Genomic DNA, 17117 nt, shown 5'->3' with positions numbered 1-17117 from the left:
AATAAAAAAGTACATCACCCATTTAAGGTGATGTACTCGACCATTCATTTACTTTAAAAAATATTTTTCAATATCATCTAACATAAGGTTTGCAGCTACAATACCACCTGCTGTATTCCAAATCACTTCATCTACTTCGAATACTTTATTATCTTTAGAAGCCTGTAACTGCTTAAAGAGCGGATCTTCTGTCCATTCTTTCGCTAACGTGTTTCCTTCATTATTCTTATCCGCATCTTTATCAGATGTGAAATAGAATAAGTAGTCCCCGTCCATATTTGGAATTTGTTCTTTTGTAATTCCTTTTATCGCAAATTCATCTTTATCTTGTAATGGTGGTCGTTTAAATCCAATATCGTTTAAAACAACACCTGAGAATGAGTTCTTTTGATATATACGAACATCACCTGGAACGAAGCGAATAATAGAAACTTTAGAGCTTAATTTATCTCCTAGCTTCTCTTTCATTCCTTCAATACGCTTTTTATAATCTTCAATTGCCTTTTGACCTTCTTTTTCTTTATTTACAGCCTTTGTATAGAGCGTAAAGTTTTCCTTCCAATCTCCACGCAATGTTTCAGCGTATACAGTTGGCGCGATTTCTTTCAATTGTTCATATTTTTTTTCATGACGCATTTTATTCCCGATAATTAAATCCGGCTTAAGCTTCATTACTGCCTCTAAATTAATATCACGCTCAGTTCCTACAACCTTCGTATCTTTTAACTCTTTCGCTAAATGAGGGTACCATTCATCACCCGCACGCGGTTTCGTAGTTCCAACTGGCGTTACTCCCACAGCTAGAAGAGCCTCTGCACCTTCATTTGTTAAAACAACAACTTTTTTAGGTGTACCATTTACTGTTGTTTCCCCCATTGCATGCTTTACAGTATAAGAATCTTTCGCTTTAGCTGATGGATCATTTTCTTTTTTTTCTTCTTTACTACACCCTGCGATTATAACCATAAGTATCATAATGCAGAACATAAAAATTTTTTTAGTATGTACCATATGTCCTCCCTAGATGAAATCGATTATCATTAACAATTAAAGGTTAATGTATATTACATACATTGTCAATGTATATAAGAGAACTTTTTTAATATATACTATTTAGATTCTATCCGTTATTCAAATGTTTCTTTTTGAAACTATCTGTATAAGTATGTAAATAATGGCCGTTCTTAAAATGCGTATCTATGTTATATATAGATACGCATTCATATTACATTATAAATTTATTTCCTAATATTGATTATATTTAATATATGATGGATCATTATACACCCACTGATTTCCACCAAGGTTCAACCAACTGTTTTGATTAATAAATACTAAATAAGATTCTGGTTTATTTAATTTACGAATTACTGAAGAAGATGTTGATGGACCACTTCTCAAATTCACATTCGTTCCTTGTATATATGCGACACCGATTGCGCTACCATCACTATTGCTCGTCTTTACAAAATTAATGTAAGACGGGTCATAATACACCCACTGTCCGTTACCTAAGTCTAACCATCCGTTACTTTCTTGATATACGACATACGATTCTGGAGAGTTTAATTGGCGAATTACTGAAGAAGATGTTGATGGGCCACTTCTTAAATTTACATTTTTCCCAAGTATATAAGCAACTCCCTTCGTTTGTGGTGTTGGCTGAGGGTTTGGAGGTTGTGGATTTGGAGGATTCGGATTCGGAGCTACTCCAAAAATAGCTGCTATTCCGTTTGCATATGCTTGACATAGATCTTCAATAAATTGTGGATTTTTCAATAAATTTGCATCAAACGTTGTATCAATAAAAGCAGTCTCAGTTAAAATTGCATCCATTGCAGTCTCTCTTAGTACTGCATAATTTGCTTTTTTTGCCCCTCGGTCACGAAGGCCGTATTTTGTTAATACAGGATTGACTGCTGCATGAATTTTTTGTTGCTTTGCATATGCGGAGCTACTGTTAGATAACCCATTATAAATATAACTTTCAAATCCAGTTCCACCGCTACTATTTATATGAAATGAGATAAAGTAATCTGCTCCAAAAGAATTAGCGATATTAGCACGTTCTGATAAAGAGATAAATACATCACTATCACGTGTCATTTTAATAGTAATTGGGTAGTTTGCAGATAGAATGTCTCGCACACGTCTCGCTATTTGAAGTGTTAAGTTTTTTTCTACTAAACCATTACCAACAGCACCAGAATCATATCCACCGTGACCTGCGTCTATTACAAGTTTCATATCACTGTCTCGTTCCTTTCTTTCGTGTAATAGGTTTACATTGCTACTCGTCCTATTTTATGTAAAATGTACAAGTTCCGTTACAATTACAAATAAAAAACCACCTTATGTAAGGCGGTTTCTATCATCTTGCTTTAACCAATTTAAAATAAATATATACGATTGATAGTGAATATAACGTATGCAAAATAAAATAAATAAAAGACCCATTCCAACACCGCTGTATAACAAACCGAACTTTAAAAAAATGTTCAAAAGTGGCGGGAAATTAGTAATATTTTGTACTGTAACAAGCATGCAAAACAAAATAAAAAACACAGGTACATATTGTAATTCGTACGGCTTTCTTTTCTTACTAGCTCTTTTCCGAATGAACTTATGGCTTAGTTCTGCCAAAATAAAACATCCTCCAATTAATACAAGACCAGAAGTCATTATCATGTATCCACCTGCCTTATATTTATTTTAGCACATTACTAATCATCGTTATATTTTCTTCACATATATTCCATCTTCTTCATTAAAACCAAAGCTCTCTATGAAAGTTTTTGCTTGTTCTGTTAATTCCGTTTGTAATACCTTTATCTCTTTCACGTTTCTTTCTTTCATCATCGTTTCAAATGTAAAATACGTATTTGTCCCATAACCGTAACTTTGATAATCAAAGTGAATAATTAACTGCGATAAAATTGCACTCTCCTCTTGTACACTATAGTCTATTACACCAATATATGTATCATCAACTTTCACACAATACTGTACTTGATTCTCAGTTAAACTATGTGAGCGAAACATTTCTTTAACAACGCTTTCATTTTCTACATTTACTTTTTCAAACGTAATCATATGTTGTCCATCCTTTTACTATTATTGTATCAATAATACGTCCTATTTATGAAAAAAACCTTAAGACCATATGCGATCTTAAGGTTTTTCTAATTAAACTAAGCTATACGCACGTTTCGTTTCTTCGTGGAACTTATTCGTATCGTATTTATGCTCAACATAAATTTGATGCCATACCATAAACGCAAGTACAGTCCAAATTTTACGGCTATAATCGCCTTTATCTGCACAATGTGCTTCCAGTAAGTTTAATACATACTGTTTGTCGATTAAATGCTCTGTTTTACTCTCGTTTATAATATTGATAGCCCAATCATGCATTTCGTCTTTTAACCAGTGACGAATTGGTACTGGGAATCCAAGTTTTTTACGATCTAATACGTGATCTGGAACGATTCCGCGTGCCGCTTCACGTAAAATAGCTTTCGTAGTTCCGTTAGCAATCTTAAATTCAGTTGGAATTTTAGATGCAACATCAAATACTTCTTTATCTAAGAACGGTACACGAAGTTCTAATGAGTTTGCCATTGTCATTTTATCAGCTTTTAATAAAATGTCACCGCGTAACCATGTGAACATGTCAATGTACTGCATTTTGCTTACATCATCATAATCTTTAATCTCGTTATACAATGGTTTCGTGATATCCATATAGTTAACACTTTCATTGTAATACTTCATTAATTCAACTTTCTCTTCTTCACGGAAGATTTTCGCGTTTCCATAGTAACGCTCTTCAATTGGCGTACATCCACGCTCTAGGAAGCTCTTTCCTTTAAAGCCTTCTTTAAGAGCACCACTTAATGCTTTTAGAACGCTCTTACCTGGGCTAGGAATGTAAGAGAACATTTTTAGTGAGTTTGGCTCACGATAAATGTTATAACCACCAAATAGCTCGTCTGCACCTTCACCTGAAAGAACAACTGTTACATGCTTACGTGCTTCTTTTGCAACGAAGTACAATGGTACAGCTGCTGGATCTGCTAAAGGATCATCCATATGCCAAATGATTTTTGGGAACTCATCCATAAACTCTTTCGCTGAAATGAATACGTTATGGTTTTTAACGCCTAATTTCTCAGCAGTTTCTTTGGCAACATCAACTTCACTGAAACCACGTTGTTCAAAACCAATAGAGAATGTTAAAAGATTTGGATTCATTTCTCTTGCGATAGAAGCGATAATAGATGAATCAATACCACCAGATAAGAATGAACCTACTGGTACATCACTGCGCATATGCACTTTTACTGAATCATATAACACATCACGAATTGCTTGGATATGCTCCTCTTTCGTTGCACTTGAAGCATTGAAATAAGGTTTCCAGTAGCGATGGATTTCCATCTCTTTACCGATTTCTTTTACGAAATAATGACCAGGCTCGATTTTATTAACATCAATTGTTAATGTTTCTGGCTCTGGACCATATTGGTACGTAAAGTAATGTTGTAGTGACGTTGGATTAACGCCTTTATCTTCCATCACATGCATAATACTTTTCTTCTCAGATGCGAAGAATGTAGTATCACCTTGTTGTGCGACGTATAAAGGTTTAATACCGAAATGGTCACGTGCACCGAAAAGTTTCTTCTCTTCACGATCCCAAATCATAAATGCAAACATACCACGAAGATAGTCTACACATTTTTCTTTCATATGTGCATACAATGCAATGATAACTTCTGTATCAGATTGTGTTGCAAACGTTGCACCTTTTTCAAGTAACATTTCACGTAATTCTACATAGTTGTAAATTTCACCATTAAAAATAATTACATATCGATCATTTTCATAAGTTAGCGGCTGATGTCCTGCCTCTAAGTCAATGATGCTTAAACGGCGGAAGCCAAATTGTACATGTTCATCACGAAAATATCCTTCGTCATCTGGACCGCGGTGGAAAATCATCGTGTTCATATTTTCAAATTGATGTTTTTCTGTTTCTGAAAACTCTCTAGGGTTTTCACATAAACATCCTACAAAACCACACATACTTCTTACCCTCTTTCAGTTTTCATTCTGTCTATATACTACTATATCAACCCTATTTATACTAGCATAATCAATTGAATATGGCGACCAAAAACTATAAAAAAATCACTCCATTTCACATTTTTAACAATTTTTTATGAAAACATGAAAACTAGGCAATCACCTTTCTCCGCTTTTGTCATATGATATTGCAAATTGATTTCTAGGAGGGAATACCATGAGTGAAGAAAAAAAAGACTCTTCTCGCCCACCGGTTCGCAATTATTTAAAGCAAATTGATGATTTCTTCGAGCAAACACCACTTCGCAATGTAATCGCTGATTTAAATCATTTTTTCCAAAAAGGAAATCGTTTATTAACATTCCCCGTAGATTTATATGAAGTTGGTGAAGAACTCGTTGTTACAGCTGAACTACCAGGTATACAAAAAGAACAAATTCAAATTGAAATACAGAGTGAATACTTAAAAGTCTCTGTAAAAGAAGAGATACTTGAAGAGGTCGAGGAAGAAACATCTCATAACTATTATCGCCGAGAACGTTCCATTTCAGAAGCATCAAGATTGATTAAATTACCGTACTCAATTAATAAAAAAGCAGCGAAAGCTTCGTATCAAAACGGCGTGTTAGAAATTCGGGCACCAAAACTTCCACAACAGCATGACATTTTATCCATAGACTAATGTAAAAAAAAAGAAGGGTGCTGTGCACCCTTCTTTTTAATCCACTAGTCTCTTCATATCACGTATAATGTCTTCATACGGCGTATTACTAATACCACTATACTTTTTCATTACTTTTCCGTTTTGATCAATTAAATAAAATGATGTACCATGTATAACTTGACCATCCTCAGGTTTATCTACAAGTGATTGGAAATTATCTTTTGAAAACTTTGTAATATCTTCTAATGAATAACCCGTTAATAAATTCCAATTACTAGTATCCTCTGTAAACTTTTGAATGAAAGCCTTCAAATTCTCCGGCTTATCAAGGTCTGGATCTACACTAAACGAAACAAACTGAACGTCTAATTTCTCTTCTTTGGCCATCTTTTGCAGTTTTGCCATATTAGCAGTCATTGGCGGACAAACTGTTTGGCAATTTGTGAACATAAAATCTGCAACCCAAACTTTCCCTTTTAAATCTTTTGTACCAAATGACTTTCCATCTTGATTTGTAAATTGGAAAGTTTCTAAATCCCAATTCAATGGCTTACGAAGCTTTGAACCCGATCCACTACATCCAGCAAGTACAAAGAGACAAAATACAACCATAAGACCAATTATTTTTTGATAACGCTTCATTTATAAACCTCTTTTCTCTATCCTAAATTTAAATAGGTTATGTTTATCATAACAAAAGTTAACACTACGAGAAAATTGTTTACTACATTTGTTCACGAAATCGTACGAATTTACGTATGTTACTTCTTTATTTCAAGCCAATTACTAGACAAAATTTATTTTTTTACTATTATTTCTCTAAATAGAAGTTGCAAAACTAATTTTATTGTTACTTTTGTAAACGCATCCCCCTATTTTTTAACAATTCCTTAAACATTCATCCATGTTATACACTGTATTCCTTAACAACATTTCGGTACAATACAATTACAACGATTTTAAATGAGGTGATGTTCATGACAAAACGTTATGAAAACATGGATAATGTGAGTACAAAAAAATCAATTCGTTCCTTTATACGTTGGCGAAAAGAACGAAAACAAAATAAAAAGGATTTTTCTTTTTTAGTAGAACAATCACCTGTTAAACAAAGTAAATTCCTACAAAACAACTTTGAAAAGACGTCTGTAACTTGGATTGGTCATTCCACATTCCTTATCCAAACGAATGGGCTGAATATATTAACAGATCCCGTATGGGCTACTAAATTAAAATTAGTTCCAAGACTTACTGAACCTGGTCTTTCTATACAAGAACTACCTAAAATTGATATTGTCCTCATTTCACACGGTCATTATGATCATTTAGATTTTTCATCGCTTCGCCAGCTAAATGATGATGTTTTATACCTTGTACCTATTGGACTGAAAAAACTATTTACTCGCAAAAAATTTACTCGTGTAGAAGAGTATAATTGGTGGGAAAATACAATCATTAATGATGTTTCCTTTCACTTCGTACCTGCTCAGCACTGGACGAGAAGATCCTTATTTGATATGAATACATCACATTGGGGTGGATGGATTATTAATAATGAACCAACGAAAGAAACCGTTTATTTTTGTGGTGACAGTGGCTATTTCCAAGGTTTCAAAGAAATTGGCAGACGCTTTTCAATTGATATTGCCCTTATGCCAATTGGCGCTTATGAACCAGAGTGGTTTATGAAAGCATCTCATGTTTCACCTGAAGAGGCAGTGCAAGCTTATTTAGATTTAAACGCTACACACTTTATACCGATGCATTACGGAGCTTTTGCCCTCGCCGATGAAACACCCCGCGAGGCAGTAACAAGGCTTCGAAATAATTGGAATTTACGTATGTTACCGTGGGAACAACTGCATGTACTCTTTTTAGGCCAAACCTTTACTTATAATAACGCAACAAACGGTAAGCAAGTAAATGAAAAAATTGAAACATTACACGTATAACGTAACTACTTATTTTCTATATCCAACATATACTATAGAAAATCATAAAGTAAAACTTTAATCAGTGGGTGTTTTCTATGAATGAATATTTACAGACTCGCTATATCATTAGCGGGAGTGCCTGTATAACCCTTCTTATTTCTTACTTTCTATTCACATAAAAAAAGCTACTTGAAAATTCATTTCAAGTAGCTTTTTTATTACTCTGCTAAATACATAAATCCAATTGCACCCGGACCTGTATGAGTACTAATAATAGGCGTTGTAAAGAAAATTTCTGATTGAGCAAATCCACTCACTTTTTCAACAGCCGCTTTTACATTTTCAGCTAAAGGAATTGCTTTCGCATGCGGAATTGCAACAGCTTTTACAACTTTTCCAGCTGTATCTTCCTCAAATAACTTAGCTAACGTTTTTACAATTTGACCTTGGCTACGCACTTTCGTTACAGGGTTATAAACACCATCTTCAAGGCTAGCAATTGGCTTTATATTAAGTAGCGAACCGATAAACGCTTTTCCTTTACCGATACGCCCACCCTTCACTAAATTTTCTAATGTATCTACTACTACATATAAACGAGTATTCTTTCTCACTTCATCTACACGTTTTAAAATTTCTTCTAGTGAGCGTCCTTCATTTGCCATTTTTGCAGCTTCTATTACTTGATATGCTAAAGCATGTGTAATAAATTGAGAATCAACAACTGTTACTTTTGTGTCGGTCATTGATGCAGCACTATTGGCAGTTGCCACAGTACCACTCATTCCACTTGTCATATGAATGGAAAGTACTTCACTTCCATCTTCACCTAACTTGTCATACATTTCTACAAATGTACCCATTGCCGGTTGTGATGTTTTTGGTAATTCCTCTGATTTGATCATTTCTTCAATAAATTCATCAGGTTGTAAATCAACGCGATCTAAATATGTTTGTCCATTTACAGAGATTGATAATGGTAGCACATGAATGCCATACTTTTCGATTACATCCTGCGTTAAATCTGCAGTTGAATCTGTTACAATTTTAATTTTTTGCATATTATATTCTTCCCTTTCCAATACGCTCTCCTTGTTATTATACTAGCATTCCCTGTGCTTTCAACAATTTCGAACAAATTTCACCAAATTAATTATATTTTTATACCTAAAATGAAAAAGACAGAGTTTACTAACCCTGTCCATACTCTGTATCATGCATTTTTTTCAAGGGTATTTGTTTTATATACATTTAAATAATCATTCCACTTCAAACAATTTTGCAAATATTCACGGAAAGAATACGAAAATCTTGGGTGCTTTTGTTTTTGAATTTTTGCAATAAATAATTGAAGACGAGACTGAATTAGAAACGATAATGGATGCTGTGCCTGTAGGACAGGGATTTCGAATATTTTAATACAATCCCCTGTTGAATGAGTGAAATAAAAACTTTTCGTAATCACAATATCAATCCTCTTTTTCATTGGATTTTTGAACTTCCTCTACTTTACGCTAAAACACGTTGTTTAAAGTGGAGACTTCTATGAATACAAAAGTATCCTTAGTCAATCCCTGTAGTCCTTTTGGTTAGAAGATTTATACTCTATTCATCCTCCGTCCTAAATATCCGATCAGACAGGAATCCCGTTATCCGTATATTGCTTAATAATTTTAGTATAAACTTAGCAAAGCGCAAAGTTTGTCTAAATTTTGGAGATTCTATAATTTTTTTCTTCTATATATTGTATACGTTTATGTCTAAAGTATAACAAATAAATAAAAAAAGTGCCTTTATAACGAGGCACTTTTCGACTGTATTTCTTCTTCTCTTTTCTTTTTCCGCTTACTGACAATCTTTGATAAAGCGATACTAATTTCATAAATACAAATAAGTGGTACCGCTACTAAACTATGTGATAAAAAATCCGGCGGTGATATACACGATGCAATGATAATCAATGCTACGTAAGCATACCTTCTTATTTTTATTAGCAATTCCGCCGTTAACAGTCCAATACTCGTTAAAAACATGACAACTACAGGTAATTCAAAAATTACAGCAAATGGAACTGTTAAATTAAGAACAAAATGAAAATACTTTTCTGTCGTAAACATCGTATTAAACATTTCATTACCTATCGTAGTTAAAAAATGAAATAAAAACGGCATTACAACGAAATATCCAAAACATAAACCTGCAATAAATAATATAGACAATACCGGTATATACATTACTGTCATTTTTTGTTCATTTGGATGTAAACCCGGTTTTACAAATAACCAAATTTGTATAGCAGCAAAAGGAATTGTACAAACGATAGCAAATACTGTAGCAATCGAGAAAAAAATCCATAATACATCACTTGGACCGAGAACAGTTAATTTCATTGGTAAATCTTTTACTAGCCAAAAATAAATATCCTTCGTAAAAGTAAATCCGATAATTAAAAATAGGACAAAGGATAGTACTGTATATATTACTCGTTTGCGAAGCTCAACAATATGTTCTACTACGCTCATTTCCCGATCTTCCATCTCGTTCACCACACTTTATTTATCCATTTCGAGGAAAATTCATTACATTTTTTCTTTCTTTTCCTTCTCTTGAAATGCATCATCAGTCAATTCTTTCGTTGATTTTTTGAATTCTTTTAACGTTTCCCCTAAAGCCTTTCCGATTTCTGGCAATTTTTTCGGCCCAAACAAAATGAGTACAGCTACTAAAATTAAAATTAATCCTGGAAAGCCAATATTTGAAAACATTTCTCCATCCCCTTTATTAGTAGATTCCTTGTCCTACTATTGCATAATTTTATTTTGTCAAAAAAGTTTGAAAACGTCAACAAATCCATTGCCTTTTGTCAAAAAAATTCAAAAATATAATCAATTATACAAATTTCATTTTCTATTGCCCTTGTGTATGATATGGTAAGGGAAATGACATATTATTTTATGATAGTAGAAAGGATTTGCATTATGACTGAAAAAATGACACGAATGACGCATTTTGTGAAAGAAGAAATTGCAAATGCAATTACACATGGTATCGGTGCCATTTTAAGCATCCCTGCCTTAATTATATTAATTATTCATGCCTCTAAGCATGGTACCGCATCTGCTGTAGTTGCATTTACGGTTTATGGTGTAAGCATGTTTTTACTGTACTTGTTTTCGACCTTGTTACATAGCATTCATCATCCAAAAGTAGAAAAATTATTTACTATACTAGATCACTCAGCCATTTATTTATTAATCGCTGGCACATATACTCCTTTTTTACTTATTACGCTTCGCGGACCATTAGGCTGGACGTTACTCGCTATTATATGGACACTAGCACTCGGAGGTATCATCTTCAAAATTTTCTTTGTACGTCGCTTTATTAAGGCATCAACATTATGCTATATCATAATGGGATGGCTCATAATCGTTGCTATTAAACCACTTTATGAAAATCTAACTGGACATGGTTTTTCACTACTTTTAGCAGGTGGAATTTTATATTCTGTAGGGGCTATATTCTTCCTTTGGGAAAAGTTACCTTTCAATCATGCCATTTGGCATCTTTTCGTTTTAGGTGGTAGTGCGATGATGTTCTTCTGCGTACTCTTTTATGTCTTACCTACAGCATAAAAAAGGTTTCAGCTTATATTAAGCTGAAACCTTTTTTATCTTTTTCGGCAAGAAGACTCCATCTGATTTGTGTTACAGGTGAAACCCAACAATTCAGGTGGAGATGAATTGCCGTCAGAAGGTAGTCTGAACTCTTTTGTTTCGTTCATAACAATGTTCCTGGGACAAATATTTGTTTCTTTTGTCTTACGATACAATCTGCCCTTAGATAAGGAGGGAATATATCTTAAGATAACGAAATTGGATAATAATCATCATTCGGTTACTTGCACCAAAAGTAATGAATAAGTTTAATGAACTCTCTAAGAAAGGTGGTGAAAACAATGGCTAGAAAGAAAGCAGTGAAAGTATTACGTAAACAAAAGAAACGAGAAAACATACAACGCTTCACGCAGAAACAGAATATCGGACGAGCTTGTCTCACAGCTAAAGAATTTCGTTTACTTCAGCGCATGTCACATAGTTCAAAAGCATTGCGAAATGTCGGATTGTACACGATAAAACAAAGTTACTTGAATAATAACAAGATTGCTACTGTAAAAGAAGTGGACACTGCCATGCAAGCCGATATGAATTACTGGGGCATTCAATCAAATTCTGTTCAAGCGATTCGTAGAGCCTTGTTTACAGAAGTGAAGAGTTTTTTTAAAGCGTTGGAACAGTGGAAGAAAAAACCTGAGAAGTTCACAGGGCGTCCTAAGTTTCCGAATTATTCTCGTTCCACTGACAAACGAATTATTGAAATCTATCAAGTCCCAAAAGTGGATGAGAACGGGTATTGGATGATTCCGATGAATGTGGCATTCAGGAAAAAATTCGGCTCCATTAAAATACGTATGCCAAAAAACTTAAGAAATAAAAAAATCTCCTATATTGAGATTGTACCGAAGCAAAAAGGTCGGTTCTTTGAGGTGCATTACACATATGACATGCACGTTTCTCAAATGAAGCAACAATCCACGACTACGAGTAACGCTTTGAGTTGCGATTTAGGTGTAGACAGATTAGTAAGTTGCGTGACAAATACAGGTGATACATTTTTAATTGATGGGAAAAAACTAAAATCTATTAACCAGTACTTCAACAAAATGATACATAATCTACAACAGAAAAATGTGGACAATGGAATTTCAAAACGTATTGTAACGAATAGAATGACTGCACTTTGGCATAAACGAGAACGACAAATAAATGGTTACATTTCACAAACTGTAGGCCTGTTGTTTAAAAAAGTGAAAGCATGTAACATAGATACGGTTGTCGTAGGGTATAACGCTGGTTGGAAACAAAAATCTGATATGGGAAAAAAGAATAATCAAAAATTTGTTCAAATCCCATTTCATAAACTGATTGCAGCAATTGAGAATAAATGTATAAAAGAAGGTATACGATTTTTCAAACAAGAAGAAAGTTATACTTCAAAAGCTAGTTTTCTGGATAAAGATCCGGTTCCAGTTTGGTCTAAGGATGATAGGACGCATTATCGTTTTAGTGGTAAACGAATCACTCGTGGTCTGTACCAAAGTAAATCAGGAAGATGTATTCATTCGGATATTAATGGTGCATTGAATACATTGGAAAAATCAAGAGTTGTAGAATTGGATGAAAGTCTTAAAGTGAAAACTCCGATTCTATTAGAAGTGCAAAAACGTAAGGCTGTTGCCTCGCGCATAGCTTAGTGGGTGCGTCAACCATCCATGTGTACTCGACTTGTCGGGGCTTGTAGCACACGCACACGCCAGATTCATCTGAGTGGTGGCTTCTTTCAGAAGGAAGAACTGCTTTTTTTCGAAAGGGTGGTGCAAGTGGGAAAACGATAGTTCGTTGCCAGTACCAACCAAAAACATACTTGGGGTGTTACCGTCAGGTGGCATGAATGCTAGAGCGTCAAACTGTCTAGGGATAGACGAAAAGACCTAGCGTTCAAACTCAAACCCCCACTGAAACGCTGTATCTCAGTGGGGGTAGTTGACTACTTATGTAATTGTGATGCGATAACATCCTGTGTATGCTTCGTTAATTCTTTAATATCCATATTCGCATACTCTTCAGGTGTAATCGGCTTAGAAATTGTTACTGTTGCATGAGCTGGTTTCATACGGTTTCCATTCGCTTCAAACATTTTATATGTACCATCTAACGTTACAGGTAAGATTGCTACACCTGACTTTACTGCAAGGTGAAAACTCCCAGCCTTAAACTCTCCAATTTCGCCACCCTTACTTCTCGTCCCTTCTGGGAAGATTACGATAGAATGCCCGTTCTTTAACAGCTCAATTCCATCTTTAATCGCTTGAAGAGATTGACGACGATCATTACGAACCATAAATACACAATTCATAAGTTCCATCCAAGTTGGTACAACTGGAAACTTCTTAATCTCTGCTTTTGAAACAAATCCAATTGGTTTATTTAAGTAACCTAGTAAAACAGGAATATCCATATTACTCTGATGATTACTTACAACTAGTACCGGCTTATCTTTTGGAACATTTTCCAGACCATTTACTTCAATTGCCCCACCAGCTACACGTACCATTTTCTTACCAAACCAATTTGTCGTTTTATACACAACATTATCTTTTTCTTGTGGCGACATCGTATTTACTTGTCTTTTCAGACGCCACATTCTCGGTGTAATCGCAATTACGATTAAAATTAAATAAAAGATTTTAAAAAACGTTTGAATCATACAGAACCCCCACCTATTATCATTCCGACCTTCATTATACTAGACAAACGAAGGAAAAAGAAGAAAAAATGTCCAAACAGCAAGTGCTTGGACATTTTTAAGTATTCTATATTAGAAACGTTTTGCTAATTCACGAGCATTAGCAATTGCTGCTTCTTTAATTTCTGGTGCTTTTTCAGGGTTTGCATTCATACCTTCAACTGCAATGTATTCAGTTTCATTTACACCGATGAATCCTAATACTGTTTTTAAGTGATTGCGGCCGAAGTCTACAGCTGCGTATGCTCCTTCAGAATAAACGCCACCTGTTGCTTGAATGTGAAGTGCTTTTTTGCCTTCTAATAAGCCAACTGGACCATTTTCAGTATACTTGAATGTTTTACCTGCGATTGCTAAGTTATCTAAGTATGCTTTTACTACTGGTGGATAGCTAAAGTTCCACATTGGAGTTACGAATACATAACGATCTGCATGCATAAATGTTTCTAAGTTTGTGTTCATTGCTGCAACTTTTTGTTGTTGAACTTCAGTTAAAGTTTCAAAACCTTCACCTGCTGCAAATTTACCCCAAGCAGCGAATACATCTGCATCGATTGCTGGGACTGTAGTGTTGAATAAATCAATTGTTACAACTTCGTCTTGTGGATGTTCGTTTTTATAAGCCTCGATGAAAGCTTCCCCTACTGCCACTCCGAAAGAACCTTCTGCTGAATTTGGATTTGCTGTAATAAATAGTACTTTTGTCATTGTATTCTCTCCCTTTTACACATTTTATCTTTAATTTGAGATTTATATTTCGAAAGTAAATAACTTACCTTATGTAAGTATAATACAAAAAGTTATGTTCAATGTCAATAAAAAATAGCTACTTTTTTTTCGTAAGTTAATAAACACTATCTTTTCAATACGTTTTGGTGAAACAAAAAACTACCTCCACATTCCATGGAGATAGTCTTCATCATTTTCTATTTTTGAAACACATGTTTCACTTTTTCAGCTGGAATATTACTTCCGCCTCTACCTTTTACATCTTCAATCATCATTGTAATGACCATATCTGGTGAATTCAAATCAAATGCAGCGAACCAGCCTAGTTCTTTTCCTTCGGCCTCTTTCGATACTTTTAATTCCGCTGTCCCTGTTTTTCCAGCAAGAGTCATTCCATCAATTTTAGCAATTTTCCCTGTACCGTCTGGATCATTAATTACTTTCGTCATAGCAGTTTTTAATATATCCTGATTTCCTTTAGAAATTACATTTTCTTTCCAAGCTTTTGGTTGTTTATCTGTTTTAATAATATACGGTGATGGAATCGTTCCATCATTTACAATTGGCGCATACGTTAAAGCTAAATGAAGAGGAGTCATTAATACTTGTCCTTGTCCATATCCTGTATCTGCCATTTGAATATCATTTTTAATACCATCATTTGCGATTTTAGAAGCTGGGAATCCATATTCAATTGGTAATTTCTCATCGAATCCGAATTTTTTCGCTTCACTCATAAACTTGTCTTTTCCGATTTTCAAAGCTTCTTGTGCGAAATAAATATTATCCGAGTATTTCATCGCCTTATCCAAATCAATCGGATTTGCATCTTTCACACGTGTTACATAATAATTACCCCAAGAAGAATCTTTTGTCCATTTTAATCCTTCAATTTTCAACTCTTCTTTTGGATCAATCGTTTTCGTTTCAAGACCAATTGCAGCTGTAATAGGCTTAAATACAGATCCTGGAACTGATAATTGTGTAAATCGATTCGTCATCGGTTTTTTCGGATCATTATTCCATGCTTCGCGTTGTGCCTTCGATGTCCCTCGTGCAATTATATTAGGATCATATGCTGGACTACTTACTAGTGCAATTGTTTCTCCACTTTTCGGATTAATTGCTGCACTTGAACCAGCTTCGCCCTTCATTTCATTATACGTTTTTTCTTGAACAGCACTATCAATAGTTAAAGTTACATTTTCTCCATCAACAGCATCTGTTTTTGCTAAATTTTTAATTTCTTTTCCTTGCGCATCTTCTACAAAGACACGGCCACCTTTTTTACCGCGTAGCTTTTCCTCTAATACTTGCTCTAAACCGGCTTTACCAACTGGATCATCAGCTTGATAGCCTTTCTTTTGTAGCGTTTTTAAATCTTCAGCATTTACCTTTCCAATATAACCAGTCAGATGAGCTGCCGCTTCCCCTAACGGATATGTACGAACATTTACAGGTTTTGTTGAAACACCTGGTAAATCAATGTACGTATTTTGCGTTGCCCCCTCAGGCAAAATTCCAATTGGTACGAGATACCCTGGTTTTACCCATTTAGCAGCTAGTTTTTGATCAATTTCTTCTACAGACATATTTAATAACTTCGCTACTGTCTCTTTCGTTTGCGGAGCAGTATCGTCTAATTTTTCTGGAACTATTCCAATTTCAGAAGCTTTCCCATTCGTTGCAAGACCTTTTCCATTACGATCGTATATTTCACCACGTTTTGGCTCTGTCGTTTGCATACGCACTTTACTATCTTTTGTCATACCTGGGAATATAAAATCAGGAGTCCAATCTATTTTCCAAGATTCTTTATCTCCATCTTTTTCTTTCACCATTTTTGCTTCATGGGCAAAATTGATTTTACCACCGACTGTATCCATACTTACTTTAAAAGGAACAGGACCTTCATCTTTTTTATCTTCTTTTACTTCTCCTGCTTCTACTTTTAAGTTTTTCACTTCAATGCCAGAATAAATTTTTTCATATTTCTCAGTGAACTCTTTCTTCGAAATATCTTTTTTTGCCTTTTCTGATAATTGATCATACATTTCTGCAAATTTTTGTTTATTCCATGCTTTTGTATATGTATCAAACGCTTCTTGTGGTTTTTCTTCTTTACCGCATCCAACTAACATGAACGTTAAGCAAAGAAAAAGAATCCCCCATATCTTTCTCAATCAATTCTCCTCCTCTTTCTATATGAATACTTTTGAAAATTTTAGCATTTTTACATGCTAGATTTCATTATAGCACTATTGAATATCATCTATAAACTTATATTATTGAATACAAATAAAAAGATTGATGTGAATTTCACATCAATCCTTATT

17 protein-coding genes are annotated in these 17117 nt (G+C 34.4%); 4 read left to right on the top strand and 13 right to left on the bottom strand.

Annotated features, from left to right (window positions below):
- Window positions 1-48 precede the first annotated feature (48 nt).
- The 5 genes from DN394_RS15995 to asnB form a co-directional block, all read right to left on the bottom strand.
- Window positions 49-1011, bottom strand: coding sequence for an ABC transporter substrate-binding protein (locus tag DN394_RS15995; protein WP_149293963.1), 963 nt, complete (start codon window positions 1009-1011; stop codon window positions 49-51).
- A gap of 234 nt (window positions 1012-1245) precedes the next feature.
- A complete protein-coding gene (locus DN394_RS15990; protein ID WP_046959314.1) occupies window positions 1246-2247 on the bottom strand; it encodes an N-acetylmuramoyl-L-alanine amidase in 1002 nt (333 codons plus the stop codon).
- Window positions 2248-2352: 105 nt separating this feature from the next.
- Complete coding sequence (locus DN394_RS15985) at window positions 2353-2682, bottom strand: hypothetical protein (RefSeq protein WP_000200454.1); 330 nt, start codon at window positions 2680-2682, stop codon at window positions 2353-2355.
- Between the two features lie 51 nt (window positions 2683-2733).
- Window positions 2734-3093 carry a GNAT family N-acetyltransferase gene (locus DN394_RS15980; protein ID WP_046959313.1) on the bottom strand — a complete coding sequence of 120 codons (360 nt, stop codon included), beginning with the start codon at window positions 3091-3093 and terminating at the stop codon, window positions 2734-2736.
- Between the two features lie 93 nt (window positions 3094-3186).
- Entirely contained in the window at window positions 3187-5088 is a 1902-nt protein-coding gene (asnB, locus tag DN394_RS15975) for an asparagine synthase (glutamine-hydrolyzing) (RefSeq protein ID WP_000333826.1), read from the bottom strand.
- Window positions 5089-5305: 217 nt separating this feature from the next.
- Here asnB and DN394_RS15970 point away from each other — a divergent pair, with 217 nt between their 5' ends.
- Window positions 5306-5770, top strand: coding sequence for an Hsp20/alpha crystallin family protein (locus DN394_RS15970; RefSeq protein ID WP_001288088.1), 465 nt, complete (start codon window positions 5306-5308; stop codon window positions 5768-5770).
- A 36-nt stretch (window positions 5771-5806) separates the two neighbouring features.
- Here DN394_RS15970 and DN394_RS15965 read toward each other — a convergent pair whose 3' ends face one another.
- Window positions 5807-6394, bottom strand: a complete 588-nt coding sequence (locus DN394_RS15965; protein WP_046959312.1) for an SCO family protein — start codon at window positions 6392-6394, stop codon at window positions 5807-5809.
- Between the two features lie 335 nt (window positions 6395-6729).
- Between DN394_RS15965 and DN394_RS15960 the strand changes: the two genes are divergently transcribed.
- Complete coding sequence (locus DN394_RS15960) at window positions 6730-7704, top strand: MBL fold metallo-hydrolase (protein WP_000167208.1); 975 nt, start codon at window positions 6730-6732, stop codon at window positions 7702-7704.
- Between the two features lie 200 nt (window positions 7705-7904).
- Here DN394_RS15960 and DN394_RS15955 read toward each other — a convergent pair whose 3' ends face one another.
- From DN394_RS15955 to DN394_RS15940, 4 genes are all read right to left on the bottom strand, one after another.
- Window positions 7905-8747, bottom strand: a complete 843-nt coding sequence (locus DN394_RS15955) for a DegV family protein (RefSeq protein WP_033657798.1) — start codon at window positions 8745-8747, stop codon at window positions 7905-7907.
- Window positions 8748-8899: 152 nt separating this feature from the next.
- The gene (locus tag DN394_RS15950) at window positions 8900-9151 is read right to left on the bottom strand and encodes a DUF2535 family protein (RefSeq protein ID WP_000629012.1); all 252 of its coding nucleotides are present in this window, start codon (window positions 9149-9151) and stop codon (window positions 8900-8902) included.
- A 328-nt stretch (window positions 9152-9479) separates the two neighbouring features.
- A complete protein-coding gene (gene tatC / locus DN394_RS15945) occupies window positions 9480-10223 on the bottom strand; it encodes a twin-arginine translocase subunit TatC (protein WP_000390128.1) in 744 nt (247 codons plus the stop codon).
- A gap of 42 nt (window positions 10224-10265) precedes the next feature.
- Window positions 10266-10451: a twin-arginine translocase TatA/TatE family subunit gene (locus tag DN394_RS15940; RefSeq protein ID WP_000492443.1), complete on the bottom strand. Its 186-nt coding sequence runs from the start codon at window positions 10449-10451 to the stop codon at window positions 10266-10268.
- Between the two features lie 213 nt (window positions 10452-10664).
- On the opposite strand from DN394_RS15940, the gene trhA reads away from it, so the two are divergent.
- Together trhA and DN394_RS15925 are read left to right on the top strand one after the other, a co-directional pair.
- Window positions 10665-11321 carry a PAQR family membrane homeostasis protein TrhA gene (trhA, locus tag DN394_RS15935; protein ID WP_000136880.1) on the top strand — a complete coding sequence of 219 codons (657 nt, stop codon included), beginning with the start codon at window positions 10665-10667 and terminating at the stop codon, window positions 11319-11321.
- A 323-nt stretch (window positions 11322-11644) separates the two neighbouring features.
- Window positions 11645-13000, top strand: a complete 1356-nt coding sequence (locus tag DN394_RS15925) for an RNA-guided endonuclease TnpB family protein (protein WP_149293962.1) — start codon at window positions 11645-11647, stop codon at window positions 12998-13000.
- A gap of 293 nt (window positions 13001-13293) precedes the next feature.
- Here the strand turns inward: DN394_RS15925 and DN394_RS15915 are convergent, their stop codons facing one another.
- The 3 genes from DN394_RS15915 to pbpC form a co-directional block, all read right to left on the bottom strand.
- Window positions 13294-14013 carry a lysophospholipid acyltransferase family protein gene (locus DN394_RS15915; protein WP_000616595.1) on the bottom strand — a complete coding sequence of 240 codons (720 nt, stop codon included), beginning with the start codon at window positions 14011-14013 and terminating at the stop codon, window positions 13294-13296.
- Window positions 14014-14124: 111 nt separating this feature from the next.
- Window positions 14125-14760 (bottom strand): FMN-dependent NADH-azoreductase, encoded by a 636-nt coding sequence (locus tag DN394_RS15910; protein WP_000170043.1) that lies wholly within the window; start codon window positions 14758-14760, stop codon window positions 14125-14127.
- 218 nt (window positions 14761-14978) lie between these two features.
- Window positions 14979-16964, bottom strand: a complete 1986-nt coding sequence (pbpC, locus tag DN394_RS15905; protein ID WP_001227226.1) for a penicillin-binding protein 3 — start codon at window positions 16962-16964, stop codon at window positions 14979-14981.
- Window positions 16965-17117 lie beyond the last annotated feature (153 nt).

Origin of the sequence: Bacillus sp. BB081 (assembly GCF_008368895.1) — a bacterium.
Lineage (GTDB): Bacteria > Bacillota > Bacilli > Bacillales > Bacillaceae_G > Bacillus_A > Bacillus_A wiedmannii.
Note: the sequence above shows the minus strand (reverse complement) of the source record. Positions and strands in the feature narration are given on the sequence as shown.

Excerpts from the sequence above, each read along its gene's own strand:
- DN394_RS15995 (WP_149293963.1), bottom strand. The coding sequence starts at position 1,011 with ATGGTACATACTAAAAAAATTTTTATGTTCTGCATTATGATACTTATG.
- DN394_RS15990 (WP_046959314.1), bottom strand. The coding sequence starts at position 2,247 with ATGAAACTTGTAATAGACGCAGGTCACGGTGGATATGATTCTGGTGCT.
- DN394_RS15985 (WP_000200454.1), bottom strand. The coding sequence starts at position 2,682 with ATGACTTCTGGTCTTGTATTAATTGGAGGATGTTTTATTTTGGCAGAA.
- DN394_RS15980 (WP_046959313.1), bottom strand. The coding sequence starts at position 3,093 with ATGATTACGTTTGAAAAAGTAAATGTAGAAAATGAAAGCGTTGTTAAA.
- asnB (WP_000333826.1), bottom strand. The coding sequence starts at position 5,088 with ATGTGTGGTTTTGTAGGATGTTTATGTGAAAACCCTAGAGAGTTTTCA.
- DN394_RS15970 (WP_001288088.1), top strand. The coding sequence starts at position 5,306 with ATGAGTGAAGAAAAAAAAGACTCTTCTCGCCCACCGGTTCGCAATTAT.
- DN394_RS15965 (WP_046959312.1), bottom strand. The coding sequence starts at position 6,394 with ATGAAGCGTTATCAAAAAATAATTGGTCTTATGGTTGTATTTTGTCTC.
- DN394_RS15960 (WP_000167208.1), top strand. The coding sequence starts at position 6,730 with ATGACAAAACGTTATGAAAACATGGATAATGTGAGTACAAAAAAATCA.
- DN394_RS15955 (WP_033657798.1), bottom strand. The coding sequence starts at position 8,747 with ATGCAAAAAATTAAAATTGTAACAGATTCAACTGCAGATTTAACGCAG.
- tatC (WP_000390128.1), bottom strand. The coding sequence starts at position 10,223 with ATGGAAGATCGGGAAATGAGCGTAGTAGAACATATTGTTGAGCTTCGC.
- DN394_RS15940 (WP_000492443.1), bottom strand. The coding sequence starts at position 10,451 with ATGTTTTCAAATATTGGCTTTCCAGGATTAATTTTAATTTTAGTAGCT.
- trhA (WP_000136880.1), top strand. The coding sequence starts at position 10,665 with ATGACTGAAAAAATGACACGAATGACGCATTTTGTGAAAGAAGAAATT.
- DN394_RS15925 (WP_149293962.1), top strand. The coding sequence starts at position 11,645 with ATGGCTAGAAAGAAAGCAGTGAAAGTATTACGTAAACAAAAGAAACGA.
- DN394_RS15915 (WP_000616595.1), bottom strand. The coding sequence starts at position 14,013 with ATGATTCAAACGTTTTTTAAAATCTTTTATTTAATTTTAATCGTAATT.
- DN394_RS15910 (WP_000170043.1), bottom strand. The coding sequence starts at position 14,760 with ATGACAAAAGTACTATTTATTACAGCAAATCCAAATTCAGCAGAAGGT.